The 14,144-nt window shown below is 69.0% G+C and carries 11 protein-coding genes, 1 tRNA gene and 1 pseudogene; 9 read left to right on the top strand and 4 right to left on the bottom strand.

All coding sequences use genetic code 11. The features are described 5' to 3' along the window. Window position 1: 1 nt before the first annotated feature. The 7 genes from cysK (at window position 2) to A5701_RS03235 (ending at window position 7,570) form a co-directional block, all read left to right on the top strand. On the top strand, window positions 2–934 hold the full coding sequence (gene cysK, locus A5701_RS03265) for a cysteine synthase A (protein WP_067748448.1): 933 nt from the start codon (window positions 2–4) through the stop codon (window positions 932–934). Between the two features lie 2 nt (window positions 935–936). After that, window positions 937–1,623: a serine O-acetyltransferase gene (cysE, locus tag A5701_RS03260; protein WP_067748446.1), complete on the top strand. Its 687-nt coding sequence runs from the start codon at window positions 937–939 to the stop codon at window positions 1,621–1,623. 7 nt (window positions 1,624–1,630) lie between these two features. Then, window positions 1,631–2,050, top strand: coding sequence for a thioredoxin family protein (locus A5701_RS03255; protein WP_067748444.1), 420 nt, complete (start codon window positions 1,631–1,633; stop codon window positions 2,048–2,050). 153 nt (window positions 2,051–2,203) lie between these two features. Then, the gene (locus tag A5701_RS03250; protein WP_067748442.1) at window positions 2,204–3,325 is read left to right on the top strand and encodes an LLM class flavin-dependent oxidoreductase; all 1,122 of its coding nucleotides are present in this window, start codon (window positions 2,204–2,206) and stop codon (window positions 3,323–3,325) included. Then, a complete protein-coding gene (locus A5701_RS03245) occupies window positions 3,322–4,443 on the top strand; it encodes an LLM class flavin-dependent oxidoreductase (protein ID WP_067748440.1) in 1,122 nt (373 codons plus the stop codon). The genes A5701_RS03250 and A5701_RS03245 overlap by 4 nt, the downstream gene beginning before the upstream one ends. Next, window positions 4,440–5,825 carry an NtaA/DmoA family FMN-dependent monooxygenase gene (locus A5701_RS03240; protein ID WP_067748563.1) on the top strand — a complete coding sequence of 462 codons (1,386 nt, stop codon included), beginning with the start codon at window positions 4,440–4,442 and terminating at the stop codon, window positions 5,823–5,825. Before A5701_RS03245 ends, A5701_RS03240 begins: the two co-directional genes overlap by 4 nt. Window positions 5,826–5,923: 98 nt before the next feature. After that, window positions 5,924–7,570, top strand: a complete 1,647-nt coding sequence (locus tag A5701_RS03235; protein WP_067748437.1) for an NAD-dependent malic enzyme — start codon at window positions 5,924–5,926, stop codon at window positions 7,568–7,570. Between the two features lie 270 nt (window positions 7,571–7,840). Here A5701_RS03235 and A5701_RS03230 read toward each other — a convergent pair. Next, window positions 7,841–7,913, bottom strand: a tRNA-Asn gene (locus A5701_RS03230). A 129-nt stretch (window positions 7,914–8,042) separates the two neighbouring features. Between A5701_RS03230 and A5701_RS03225 the strand changes: the two genes are divergently transcribed. Next, window positions 8,043–8,324, top strand: a complete 282-nt coding sequence (locus A5701_RS03225) for a hypothetical protein (RefSeq protein ID WP_067748435.1) — start codon at window positions 8,043–8,045, stop codon at window positions 8,322–8,324. On the opposite strand, the pseudogene dnaG reads toward A5701_RS03225, so the two are convergent. From dnaG to A5701_RS03210, 3 genes and pseudogenes are all read right to left on the bottom strand, one after another. Continuing rightward, a pseudogene (gene dnaG, locus A5701_RS03220) lies at window positions 8,299–10,118 on the bottom strand (DNA primase). The gene A5701_RS03225 and the pseudogene dnaG sit on opposite strands and share 26 nt — an antisense overlap. A gap of 30 nt (window positions 10,119–10,148) precedes the next feature. Further along, on the bottom strand, window positions 10,149–10,757 hold the full coding sequence (locus A5701_RS03215; RefSeq protein ID WP_067748433.1) for a superoxide dismutase family protein: 609 nt from the start codon (window positions 10,755–10,757) through the stop codon (window positions 10,149–10,151). A 53-nt stretch (window positions 10,758–10,810) separates the two neighbouring features. Further along, entirely contained in the window at window positions 10,811–12,076 is a 1,266-nt protein-coding gene (locus A5701_RS03210; RefSeq protein ID WP_067748431.1) for a deoxyguanosinetriphosphate triphosphohydrolase, read from the bottom strand. Between the two features lie 88 nt (window positions 12,077–12,164). Here A5701_RS03210 and A5701_RS03205 point away from each other — a divergent pair, with 88 nt between their 5' ends. Continuing rightward, window positions 12,165–14,144: a YgcG family protein gene (locus A5701_RS03205; RefSeq protein ID WP_067748429.1), complete on the top strand. Its 1,980-nt coding sequence runs from the start codon at window positions 12,165–12,167 to the stop codon at window positions 14,142–14,144.

Below are 14,144 nucleotides of genomic sequence, written 5' to 3'. Positions count from 1 at the left end.
GATGAGCATCGCAGATAACGTCACACAACTGATCGGGAACACGCCGCTGGTCCGGCTGAACCGGGTCACCGAAGGGGCGGTCGCCGACGTCGTCGCCAAGCTGGAATTCTTCAACCCCGCGAACAGCGTCAAGGACCGCATCGGTGTCGCCATGCTGGATGCGGCCGAGCAGGCGGGGCTGATCAAGCCCGACACGATCATCCTGGAGCCGACGAGCGGAAACACCGGCATCGCCCTCGCGATGGTGTGCGCGGCGCGCGGCTACCGGTGCGTGCTGACGATGCCGGACACGATGAGCACCGAACGCCGAATGTTGTTGCGGGCCTTCGGCGCAGAGATCGTGCTGACGCCCGGCGCCGAAGGCATGGCCGGAGCCATCGCCAAAGCCGAAGAGCTGGCCAAGAACGACCAACGGTATTTCATCCCGCAACAGTTCGAGAACCCCGCGAACCCCGCGATCCACCGCAAGACCACCGCTGAGGAGGTCTGGCGAGACACCGACGGCAAGATCGACTTCTTCGTTGCCGGGGTGGGCACCGGGGGCACGCTCACCGGCGTCGCTCAGGTCATCAAGGAGCGCAAGGCGTCGGCGAAATTCGTGGCCGTGGAGCCCGCCGCGTCACCGGTCCTCTCCGGTGGCCAGAAGGGGCCGCACCCGATTCAGGGCATCGGTGCCGGATTCGTCCCACCGGTACTCGAGATGGACCTGGTGGACGAGGTCATCAAGGTCGGCAACGAAGAATCGCTGGACATGGCACGTCGGTTGGCCGGGGAGGAGGGACTGCTGGTCGGCATCTCATCGGGCGCGGCCGTGGTCGCGGCGCTGCAGGTCGCCCGCCGTCCGGAGAACGCCGGCAAGCTGGTCGTGGTGGTGCTGCCGAGCTTCGGCGAGCGGTATCTGAGCACCCCGCTCTTCGCCGACCTGGCGGATTAGCCATGTTCGCGGACATTCGACGTGACATCCGGGCCGCCAGGGAGCGCGACCCGGCCCGGCCGACCACGCTGCAGGTGATCTTCGCCTATCCGGGCGTGCACGCGATCTGGGGGCACCGGATCAACCACTGGCTGTGGAATCGCGGCGCCAGGCTCGCCGCGCGGACGTTTGCGGAGGTCGTCCGCATTCTCACCGGAGTCGAGATCCACCCGGGCGCGGTCCTTGGCTCCGGGTTGTTCATCGACCACGCGACCGGCGTGGTGATCGGCGAGACTGCCGAGGTGGGCGAGGACGTGACCATCTACCACGGCGTCACCCTCGGCGGCAGCGGACGGGACACCGGCAAGCGCCACCCGACCATCGGCGACAGGGTGATCATCGGCGCCGGCGCCAAGGTGCTCGGCGCGATCAAGATCGGCGACGACAGCCGGATCGGCGCCAACGCCGTCGTCGTCAAAGAGGTTCCGTCGAGCGCCGTGGTCACCGGGGTACCCGGACAGGTCATCAGCCGCCACGGGCGAAGCAGCCCGGACGACTCGATGATGCCCGACCTCGTGGGCGTCAGTCTCCAGTCGCTCCTCACCCGGGTAGCCAAGCTGGAGGCAGCCAACGACGGACAACAACAGTCCGAGCGTGTCATCAGGCCGCCGGAAGCCGGCGTATGGCACGGCGAAGACTTCTCCATCTGAGGACCACGTGAGCACTCTCGTCATCGCGGGGACGGCGCTGGTCGCGGCGCTGGGTGTCGCCAGCGTGGCGGGCGCGATGTTCAATCGGCGCTCCGGGGTGCTGCGCGAAGTCAGCCCCGATTCCCCGCCGGACACGTCCGACCTGGGCTTGGCACAAACGGGCCCGACGGTGGTGCACTTCAGCGCCGTGTGGTGTGGCCCATGCGCGTCAGTGCGCCGCGTGGTCGACCAAGTCTGTGCCGATCTTCCTGACGTGTCGCACGTGGAGATCGATATCGACGCCAATCCCGCCGCCGCCAAGCGGCTGTCGGTGTTGTCGCTGCCGACCACATTGATCTTCGACGCCGAGGGTCGTCAGCGCTACCGGAGCGCCGGGGTGCCGAAGGCGGGCGACCTACGGGCCGTGTTGCAGCCGCTAGTCGCCTAGCCCTCGAATCATCAAGTCGTCGAACGCCTTTCCGCACGTGCATCGGGTGTGAGCTCGGCGAAGTATTACTCACGGTGAACTTAATGCGGGCATGGAATGCGTTGTCGCCCCGAGCGTTGCAGAGTGGGTTAGTAACGAATCGGAAGGCGTGCCATGACCGAGCTACATCTGGCCGTTGCGCTGGACGGCTACGGCTGGCACCCACACGCGTGGCGGTCCGCCTTCGCGCACAACGCCACCCGCGGCGGACACCTCAGCGGTCGCTACTGGGCAGCCTTGGCCGAGGTCGCGGAGCGGGGCCTGCTCGATTTCCTGACCATCGACGACTCCTTCGATGTTCAGCCGGGGCGGCGGCCCGAGATATCGCCCCGCCGGTTGGCGGGCCGCGCGGATGCCGTCCTGGTCGCCGCGCGCATCGCGCCGGTCACCACCCATATCGGTTTGGTGCCCGTCGCGACCGTCACCCACACCGAACCGTTTCACGTGTCCAAAGCCATTGCGACGCTGGACCACATCTCGCACGGCCGGGCGGGCTGGCAGGTGCGGGTGAGCGCCACCGCGCACGAGGCCGCGTTGGTCGGGCGGGGCACCCGAACCGGCACCGACGAGCTGTTCGACGAGGCCGCCGACGCCCTGGAGGTGGCGCGGCGGCTCTGGGACAGCTGGGAAGACGATGCCGTCATCCGTGACGTGGCCACCGGGCGTTACATCGACCGCGACAAGCTGCACTACATCGACTTCGCCGGCAAATACTTCTCCGTCAAAGGCCCGTCCATCACCCCGCGGCCGCCGCAGGGCCAGCCGGTGGTGCTGGCGCTGGCGCACGCGTCGCGCGCCTACGATTTCGCCGCCGCAGGCTCCGACGTCGTGCTGATCACCCCGCACGACGACGACTCGCTGCGCTCGATCTTGCACGAGGTCGCCCAAGCGGAGCGCTCGGCGGGGCGTGCGCTGAAGGTGTACGCCGATCTCGTCGTCTCGCTGGGGGAAGACCCATTGACGCCCCCCGCCGCCATCTCCTCCGACGCGCACGTGTTCGCTGGCAGCGCAAGCGATTTGGCCGATCTGCTCCTGCGCTGGCGGGACGCCGGCGTCGACGGGGTGCGACTGCGGCCCGCGGTCAACGCGATCGACCTGCCCGCGATCGTCGATGAGCTGGTGCCGCTGCTCCAGCGTGCCGGAGTGTTCCGCACCGCCTACCGCGACGGCGAAACACTGCGCGAACGCCTCGAATTGGCTCCCGCACCCAACCGCTACGCGGCGGTGGCGCCGTGACTGTGACCCCGCTGTCGATCCTCGACCTGTCCCCGATCACCGCCGGGTGCGACCCCGCGACGGCGCTGCGCAACACCATCGACCTCGCCCAGCACGCCGAACGATGGGGCTACAAGCGCTACTGGCTCGCCGAACACCACTTCGTCGCGGTGGCCAGCTCGTCGCCGGCGGTGCTGATCGGCCAGATCGCCGCGGCCACCGACCACATCCGCGTCGGCTCGGCCGCGGTGCAGATCGGCCACACGACACCGATCGCGGTCGTGGAGAGCTTCGGCATTCTCGATGCGCTGTACCCGGATCGCATCGACATGGGCCTGGGCCGATCCGGGCAGCGACGCACGGAGGCCGCCGCGTCGCCGCCGGCGGCGTCCCCGTCGGCGCCTCGGCCGTGGACCGACGTCGAGGGCATCGTCATCCCCGCGCCGTTCGACCCCACGGCGCTGATGAAGAGCGACCGGATGCGGGCCCAGGCCTCGGTGCTCGCCCAGCCGTGCGCGCAACCCGCCGACTTCGGTGAGCAGATCGACGCCATCGAAGCGCTGCTCGACGGCACCTACAGCGTCGACGGTCACGAATTGCACGCCGTCCCAGGCGAACGCGCGCAGCTGACACCCTGGATATTCGGCAGCACCCGCGGCCAGAGCGCGGATGTCGCCGGTGCCCGCGGGCTGCCGTTCGTCGCGAGCTACCACATCACGCCGGGCACCGCCCTTGACGCGATCGCCGCCTACCGCGACGCCTTCCGGCCGTCCGCCCGGCTGGACAGGCCCTACGTGGTGGTCTCCGCCGATGTCGTCGTCGCCGAGGACAGCGCCACCGCGCGGCACCTGGCGGCCGGCTACGGCCGCTGGGTCCACTCCATCCGTAGCGGGCAGGGCGCGATCCCCTACCCCGATCCCGACCTCTGCGAACCCCTCACCGACGACGAACTCGAGCTGGTGGCCGACCGCACCGCAACGCAATTCGTCGGTAATCCCGACGAGGTCGCCGATCGGCTGGAACTGCTGCGCCGGGTGAGCGGGGCCGACGAACTCGTGATCACATCCGTGACGCACCGGCACACCGATCGACTGCGCTCGCACGAGCTGATCGCCAAACGATGGGGGCTGACCGGATGAGCGCGCGAACGATCAAGCGCCGCAAGCAGATAATTCTCGGCGCGCATTTTCCCGGGGTGAACAACACCACCGTGTGGTCCGATCCGGACGCCGGCAGCCAGATCGCGTTCGAATCTTTCGTGCACCTGGCCCGAACCGCCGAGCGCGGTCTGTTCGACTTCTTCTTCCTGGCCGAGGGGCTGCGGCTGCGCGAACACCGCGGCAAGATCCACGACCTCGACGTAGTGGGCAGGCCCGACACCTTCACGGTGCTCGCCGCACTCGCCGCCGTCACCGATCGGCTCGGCCTGGCCGGCACCATCAACACCACCTTCAACGAACCTTACGAGGTGGCAAGGCAATTCGCGACCTTGGATCACCTCTCCGACGGCCGCGCGGCGTGGAACATGGTCACCTCGTCCGACGCGTTCACCGGGGAGAACTTCCGCCGCGGCGGGTTCCTCGACCACGCCGACCGGTACAAACGGGCCGAGGAATTCATCACCGTCGCCCGGCGGTTCTGGGACGGTTGGGCGCCTGATGCGGTGGTTACCGACGTCGATGCCGGCATCTACGCCGACCCCGCCCGGATCCACATCGTCGAACACCACGGTGCCCAGTTCGACGTCCGCGGCGTGGCCTCTCTCCCCGCCGGCCCGCAGGGCCATCCGGTGTTGCTGCAGGCCGGTGACTCCAGCGATGGCCGAGACTTCGGCGCCCGGCACGCCGATGCGCTATTCACGCTGCACGGATCGCTGGAGGCGGGTCAGCGCTACTACGCCGACGTCAAGAACCGCGCCGTCGCCTACGGGCGGGCCCCCGACCAGCTGAAGGTCCTGCCCGGCGCGACGTTCGCGCTGGGTGACACCCCGGAGGAGGCGGAGGATCACGCGCGTCACATCCGTGAGCAGCAGGTCAGCGGCCCGACGGCGATCGCCTTCCTCGAGCAGGTCTGGGGAATCGATCTCTCCGCCTACGATCCCGACGGGCCGCTGCCCGACGTCGACCCCGTCGAGAATCCCGACATCACCCGGGGACGCGTCCGCCACGGCGACCCGAAGACCGTCGCGGCGACGTGGCGGGCCCGCGCGCAGGCCGAGAACTTGTCGATCCGGCAACTGATCATCGAGGTGACGAGTCGCCAGCAGTTCGTCGGGACACCGGCGCAGGTTGCCGACGAGATCGATCGCCATGTGCAGTTGGACGCCTGCGACGGCTTCATCCTGGTGCCCCATCTGACGCCACGCGGCCTCGACGAGTTCGTCGACAAAGTGGTACCGCTGTTGCAGGAACGCGGTAGCTTCCGCGCCGCATATCGTGGCGCAACGCTGCGCGAACATCTGGGCCTGCCGCCGGTGCCGGGCTGGTCGACTGGCCGCGTGGGCGTCGCGGTGGGCGGCTGACGGCCCCTGCCGGCGCTTCAAACGCTCTTCAAGATGCGTTCACCGCGATCGACGCTACGGTTGCCCTACAGGGCCGAGTCACCGGAAGTGAGATTGCGATGTACGACGCACACGCACCGCGGATCCCGCCGGCACTCGCCGCGCCGAGCCTCAACCGGGGAGTCGGCTTCACGCACGAGCAGCGGCGGCAGCTCGGGCTGACCGGACGGCTTCCGTCGGCGGTGCTGACGCTCGACGAGCAGGCCGACCGGGTCTGGCATCAATTGCAAAGCCTGGCAACAGATCTGGGCCGCAACCTGTTACTGGAGCAGTTGCACTACCGCCACGAGCTGCTCTACTACAAGGTGCTGGAAGACCACCTGCCCGAGCTGATGCCGGTGGTCTACACACCCACGGTCGGAGAGGCCATTCAACGGTTTTCCGACGAGTACCGCGGACAGCGCGGGCTCTTTCTGAGCATCGACGAGCCCGACGACATCGAGGCGGCGTTCGAAACCTTCGGGCTGGAGCCCGACGACGTGGACCTGATCGTGTGCACGGACGCCGAAGCCATCCTGGGCATCGGCGACTGGGGGGTGGGCGGCATCCAGATCGCGGTGGGCAAGTTGGCGCTGTACACCGCCGGCGGCGGCATCGACCCGCGCCGCTGCATCGCGGTCTCCCTCGACGTCGGCACCAATAACGAGCAGCTGCTGCAGGATCCGTTCTATTTGGGCAATCGGCACGCGCGAGCCCGCGGCGAGGAGTACGACGAGTTCGTCAACCGCTACATCGAGGTCGCACACCGGCTGTTCCCCAAGGCCATCCTGCATTTCGAGGACTTCGGGCCGTTGAACGCGCGACGGATCCTGCGCGACTACGGCGAGAAGTACTGCGTGTTCAACGACGACATCCAGGGAACCGGCGCGGTGGTCGTGGCGGCCGTGTACGGCGGCTGCCATCTCACGGGTGTGCCGATGCGCGACCAGCGGGTCATCGTCTTCGGGGCCGGAACCGCCGGGATCGGGGTGGCCGATCAGATCCGTGACGCCATGGTGTCCGACGGCGCCACCCTCGAACAGGCGACGGCACAGATCTGGCCCATCGACAGGCAGGGCCTGCTGTTCGACGACATGGACGATCTGCGGGATTTCCAAGTGCCCTATGCGAAGAACCGTGCCCAGCTCGGTGTGACTCCCGGGAACCGGGTCGGCTTGGTGGAAGCCATCAAGCTCGCCTCCCCCACGATCCTGCTGGGCTCCTCGACCGTTTTCGGCGCCTTCACCGAGAAGGTCGTACAGGCCATGACCGCGTCGTGCGAGCGCCCGATGATCTTCCCGCTGTCCAACCCGACCTCGCGAATGGAAGCCATGCCGGCCGACGTGCTGCAGTGGTCCGACGGCAAGGCGCTGATCACCACCGGCACCCCCGTCGCACCGATCGAATACGACGGCACCACCTACACGATCGGGCAGGCCAACAACGTGCTGGTGTTCCCCGGAATCGGGCTGGGCATCATCGTGGCGGGGGCCCGGCTGCTCACCAAGGGAATGCTGCAGGCCGCAGCGAAAGCCGTTGTGCGACAGGCAAGTCCGTCGGCTCGCGGGGACTCGTTGCTGCCGGACGTCAAGGACTTGCGCGCCATCTCGACGGCGGTCGCCGAGGCCGTCTATCACGCCGCGGTCGACGACCAGGTGGCGACGCGGACGCACGCCGACCCGCGGCAGGCCGTCCTCGACGCGGTATGGACCCCGGCGTACGAGTGAGCGGCTTTCCGATGAGACGCCTCGCAGCGCATGCGCGCCGCTCGCCGAGGCTGTAACCCTGCAGGCCCGCACTCGCGCTTTGGCTGCAGATTTACAGGCTCGACGCTGAAAGGTGGGAGAACCGGTCACCGCTTGTCGCGGACGCTGCCGTGGCCAACTGACGCCCGGGCGGATGGTGGCCTTTGGCGCCTTGGTTGAGGAGTTCGGAGCCGGAGGCCCTTGCACCGGAGAGACGGCGGCCAGAGCGCCGGACACTGAGTCGGAGCCTTGCTCCCCCGCCTGGACTCGAACCAGGAACCTATCGGTTAACAGCCGAACGCTCTGCCAATTGAGCTACAGGGGATCAACACGATCGCGGGACGACTCTAGCGTACTGGCATATCCGCGCCCAACTGCATAAGGACGGATCGGGCGCGCACGCACCGGGCCGGGTGAGGCAGGATGGAACGGTCGCTAGTCGGGAGGAACGCTTTTGATCCGGTATGTCGTGGTGCTGGGGCTGGGTTACGTGCTGGGCTCGAAGGCCGGGCGCCGCCGCTACGAGCAGATCGTCGGCACCTATCGCGCGCTGACCAGCAGTCCCGTGGCCAAGTCGATGATCGAAGGGGGCCGCCGCAAGGTCGCGAACCGGATCTCCCCGGACTCCGGCTTCGTGACCGTCGCCGAGCTTGACGACCAAACGGCCATCATGGAGCGGGCGGCCGACGAACGGGCGGCCGACGAGGCCCTCACATCGTCAGATCGTCGCCGCTAGCCTGTTCCAGCAGGCTGCGCCGATAGGCCTCCATCGCGACCAGGTCGCCGAACAGCGCGTGGTACTCGTCGCCCTGCTCGATCGGCGACATGCGCTGCAGCTTGGACTTCACCTCGGCGATCTGCCGACCCATCCAGACCTCCTGCAAGCGGGCCAGCACGCCGGCGATGTAGCGCGGCAGCTTCTCGTCGTCGACCTGGACGGCCTCCACTCCGAGCTCGCTGATCAGCCCCGCGGTCAGGTCCGAACCGGCCCGCTGGCGCACCGCGTCGATCCACTCCCCGCCGGTGACCCCGCTCGACGTTCCGCCGGCGGCCTCGATGGCCGCGCGCACGGCGGCATAGCCGGGATGGGTGAAGCTCTCGACGGTCAGCGTGTCGAAAACGGGGCCGGCGACTTCTTGGCCTGGCTGCGCACCCGGTCGATGACCTGGGCCACGTCATCCCAGCCGACCCAGCCGGCTAGCTGGCGGGCGTACTCGTCGCGCAGCGTGGGGTCTTTGATCTGGCTCACCATCGGCACACAGCGCCGCAGCGCGGCGACCCTGCCCTCGGCGCTGTCCAGGTCCATCTCGGCGATCGCGGTGCGGATCGCGAATTCGAACAAGGGGGTACGCCGCGCCACCAGGTCGCGCAGCGCGCCATCGCCGGATTTCAACCGCAGGTCGCAAGGATCCATGCCGTCCGGGGCGACCGCGACGAAGGACTGTCCCGCCAGGTTCTGCTCGCCGCCGAAGGCCTTGAGCGCGGCCGCGCGGCCGGCCGCGTCGCCGTCGAAAACGTAGATCAGCTCGCCCCGGAAGAAACTGTCGTCCATCATCAGCCGGCGCAGCATCGCCAGATGCTCGTCGCCGAACGCGGTGCCGCAGGACGCCACCGCGGTGGTGACCCCGGCCAGATGCATGGCCATCACGTCGGTGTAGCCCTCGACGACGACCGCCTGATGCCCCTTGGCGATGTCGCGCTTGGCCAGATCGATGCCGAACATCACCGACGACTTCTTGTACAGCAGCGTCTCGGGCGTGTTGATGTACTTGGCCTCCATCGGATCGTCGTCGAACAGCCGGCGGGCGCCGAACCCGATCACCTCGCCGGCCGCGGTGCGGATCGGCCACAGCAGCCGCCGGTGAAAGCGGTCGATCGGGCCACGCCGCCCCTGCCGCGACAGGCCGGCCGCTTCCAGCTCCTTGAACTCGAAACCCTTGCGCACCAAATGCTTTGTCAGCGAATCCCATCCGGACGGGGCGAATCCACAGCCGAAGCGGCGCGCCGCGTCGGCGTCGAAATTCCGCTCCGTCAGGTACTGGCGGGCCGGGGCCGCCTCGTCGGATTCCAGCGCCGCGGCGTAGAACTCCGCCGCTGCCGCGTTGGCCGCGACGAGGCGGCTGCGGCTGCCCCGATCGCGCTGCACGCTGGTCGCCGGCCCGGTGTAGCTGATGGTGTGACCGATCCGGTCGGCGAGCAACTCGACCGCCTCCACGAAGGTGACGTGCTCGATCTTCTGGATGAACGCGTAGACGTCGCCGCCTTCGCCGCAGCCGAAGCAGTGGAAGTGTCCGTGATTGGGGCGAACGTGGAACGACGGCGACTTCTCGTCGTGGAACGGGCACAGTCCCTTGAGGGAATCGGCACCGGCGCGCCGCAATTGGACGTAGTCGCCGACGACTTCGTCGATGCGGACCCGCTCGCGGATGGCGGCGATGTCCCGATCGGGAATGCGGCCCCGGCCCCTGGGCCGGGCGTCATCGTCGCCCGCGCGCGGGCGGTGACCCCACGAACCTGCCGGGCTGGACATCGGCTCAGTCTAGAGCGCCGAGCCGGCCGGCTATCCCGTTCCGATGACGCCGCATGCCACCCGTTCCATGGCGTTGTCGGTGTTTTCGGCGCCGTGCAGCATCAAGGCTTTGCCCTCGCCGCCCACCAGCACGTCCCGGGTGAACGAGTCGGTGGTGGTGACCAGGTAGGCCGAGCCGTCCGAACGCACCTCGAGCGACGTCAGGTCGCCGCTTTCGGGCTTGCCGGTGTGCCCGGGCGCGTTGTAGTGGCCGCCGGCGGACAGGAAGTTCCCGGGCGCACCACCGGTCGGGGCGACGGAGTTGGGCTCGCACTTGCCGATCTGATGGATGTGCAGGCCGTGGAAGCCCGGTGACAGGATGCCGCCGGCCACCGTCTTGACCGTTACGGTGACGTACCCGCCGGTGAAGTCGAACGTCGCCGTGGCGACGGACCGCCCGTCCGGCGTCTTCAGTTGCGCGCTGAGCGATTCGCCGTTGGGCGCCGCGGTCGTCGTCTCGCCCGACGACGCCGGCGGGGCGCTCTTGACCGGAGGGGTGGTGCCGGGCTGGGTGCTCGCATGTTGCGGTGAACTGCAGGCGGTCATGGCGACGACGGGAAGCCCCACCGCGAGGGTGGCGATACCGCTGAATTTGGTCATGCCGGGCAGCCTAGTCCGCGGTGGCGGCGACGCCGCCGAGGGATGACGCGCGGCTAACCGGTGGCCTGGCGCGCGTCGATGCGTTCCAGCCGGCCCTCGGTGTACGAGGCGATCTGATCGACGATCACCCGGACCCGGGCGCGGTCGTCGGCGGCGGTGGTGAACGCCGCGGCGAACACCGGGTCGAGCGTCTGCGGCGCCCCGGCATACAGCCACTGCGCCACCCGGTGGATCCGTTCGCGCTGCAGGGCCTGGGTACCCAGATGCCGCGGATCGGACATGATGAATTGCAGCGCCAGGATTTTCAGCAGGGCGACCTCGGCGCGCACCAGGTCGGGCACCAACAGGTCGGCCCGATAGCGCACCAGCGGCCCTGGACCGGCGGCGGCCCGGGTGGTGGCGACGGCCGCCGAGGCGAATCTACCGACCAGTTCACTGGTGAGCCGCTTGAGCGCGACCGAGGCGGCCAGTGTGGCGTCGTACTTGCCGACCGCGGCGACCACCGGCAGTCCCGAGAGCCGTGCCGCGGCGGCCATGAAGTCGTCGGCGCTGACCCTGGAGAATTCGCTCTCGCCCAGCTTGGCGAGCGCGGCCGCCTCGTCGTCGTCGGCCAGCACGCGCAGGTCGATGCGCTGGGAGACGACGCCGTCTTCGACGTCGTGGACCGAATACGCGATGTCGTCGGCCCAGTCCATCACCTGCGCTTCCAGGCACATCCGACCCTCGGGCGCGCGGGCGCGCACCCAGGCCGCCGGTTCGCGGTCCTCGTCGTAGAACCCGAACTTGCGCTTGTGTTCACGACGGAACCACGGATACTTGGTGACCGCGTCGAGCGATGCGCGGGTCAGGTTGAGCCCCGCGCTATTGCCTTGTTCGTCAAGCACTTTCGGCTCGAGGCTGGTCAGGATGCGAAAGTTCTGGGCATTCCCCTCGAAGCCGCCGTAGTCGGCGGCGACCTCATCGAGGGCGCGCTCGCCGTTGTGCCCGTAGGGCGGATGGCCGATGTCGTGGGCGAGACCGGCCAGCTCGACCAGGTCGAGGTCGCAGCCCAGGCCGACGGCCATCCCCCGGCCGATCTGGGCGACCTCGAGCGAGTGCGTCAACCGGGTCCGCGGAGTATCACCTTCGCGCGGCCCGACAACCTGGGTCTTGTCGGCCAGCCGCCGCAGCGCGGCGCTGTGCAGCACCCGGGCGCGGTCGCGGGCGAAGTCGGTGCGGTGCTGGCCTTCCGTCCCCGGCAAACCCGCAGTCTTCGGCGCTTCGCGTACCCGCCGTTGACGGTCGAAGTCGTCGTAAGGGTCTTGCCGATTCGTGGTCACCGACGCACAGTCTGCCAGGGATTGCGGGGCAGGGACCGCTCCCGTGCACCGCTATTTGCCGGCATTGTCGCGAGGCTAAATTGGCGTCATGCGCACTGCTCGCCTGCTTGGCGTGATCGCGACGATCCTGGCGATCGGTCTGGGCGGCGGCCTGCTCGTGGCCCCCGCCGGCGACGCGCAACCGCCCTTCCGGCTGGCGGGCTATGTCACCGACAACGCGGGAGCCCTCTCGGACTCCGGGCGCGCCGCGGTCACGTCGGCGGTGGGCAGGCTCTACGCGGATCGCCACATCCGGCTGTGGGTGGTCTACGTCGACGACTTCTCCGGCCAGAGCGCGGTGAGCTGGGCACAGGACACGATGCGTGCCAGCGATTTAAGCAACTATGACGCCCTGCTGGCCGTCGCTACCACCGGCCGCGCGTACGCGTTCCTGGTGCCATCCACGGTCAAGAGCGTCAACGCACGCCAAGTCGACGACTTGCGGCACAACAAGATCGAACCCGCCCTGCACAACGGCGACTGGAGCGGTGCGGCGGTCGCGGCGGCGAACGGGCTCAACGTGTCGCCGGGCTCGTCGGGCCGGGTGGCCCTGCTGGTCACGCTGGCCGTCATTCTCGTCGCGCTGGCGGCCCTGCTGTTGGTCATGCGGTACCGCGGTCGTCGGCGGCGTGCGGCCGAATTGGCCGCCGCCCGGCGGGTCGACCCCACCGACGTCGATGCGCTGGCCTCCGTGCCGCTGCAGGCCCTCGACGACCTGTCACGCGCGCTGGTGGTGGAGGTCGACAACGCCGTTCGGACCAGCGCGAACGAACTCGACCTGGCGATCACCGAATTCGGCGCGGACCGGACCCGGCCGTTCACCGAGGCGGTGGACAACGCCAAAGCCGCGCTGTCCCAAGCTTTCTCGATCCGGCAGCAGCTCGACGACAGCGTGCCCGAGACGCCCGCGCAGCGCCGAGAGCTGCTCACCCGGGTAGTCGTGGCGGCAGCGCGCGCCGACCGCGAATTGGAGTCGCAGACCGAGGCCTTCGAGAACCTGCGCGACCTGGTGATCAACGCACCGTCGCGGCTCGACGCGCTCACCCAGCAGTACGTCGAGCTCACCGCCCGCATCGATCCCGCGGAACAGCGGCTGGCCGAGCTGCATGGCCAATTCGACGCTGCCGCACTGACTTCGGTGTCCGGCAACGCCACGGCGGCTAAGGAGCGGCTGGCATTCGCCGACCGCAACATCAGCACGGCCCGGGATTTGGCCGCCGAGGCCGTCGGCGGCCGGCAGGCCGGTTTGGTGGACGCCGTCCGCGCGGCCGAGTCCGCGCTCGGGCAGGCCCGGGCTCTACTCGACTCGGTGGACAACGCGGCCACCGACATTCAGCACGCCATCGATCGGCTGCCGTCGACGATGGCCGACATTCAGGAGGACATCAAGCGCGCCAACGAGTTACTGCACAAAGCGCAGCCCAACATGCCCGCACACACCGGCGACCTGATCGCGGCGCGCGATGCGGCCGCCCGGGCGGTCGACGTCGCGCGCGCCGGGGCATCCACCGACCCGCTGGGCGCGTTCGCCCAGTTGGCCAGGGCGGATGCCGACCTCAACGGGCTGCTGGTCACCCTGGCCCGGGAGCAGGCCGCCGCGGAGCAGCTCAACCGCTCCTTGGAGCAGGCGCTGTTCACCGCCGAGTCCCGGGTGCGGGCGGTCTCCGACTACATCGACACCCGCCGCGGCAGCGTCGGCCCCGAGGCCCGCACCCGGCTCGCCGAAGGTCAACGGCACCTACAGGCCGCGCGGGACAAGCGGGCGACCAGCCCAACCGACGCGATCTCCCACGCCAACGCGGCGTCGACGCTGGCCGCCCAGGCCCAGGCGTTGGCGAATGCCGACGTGCAATCGGCTCAGCGCGCCGTCACTCGTGGCGGGGGCGGCGACATGGGCGCGATGCTTGGCGGAATCATCATCGGCAATGTCCTCAGTGGAGGCATGCGGGGAGGGTTCGGCGGCTGGAGTCCGACGTCATTCGGCGGGTCGTCCGGCGGCGGCTTCATGGGTGGCGGCGGCCGATTCTGA

The sequence above is a fragment of the Mycobacterium sp. E3305 genome, assembly GCF_001666785.1.
In the GTDB taxonomy this organism is placed as follows: Bacteria; Actinomycetota; Actinomycetes; order Mycobacteriales; family Mycobacteriaceae; genus Mycobacterium.
The sequence above is the reverse complement of the archived record's forward strand: the minus strand, read 5'-3'. Positions and strand labels throughout refer to the sequence as shown.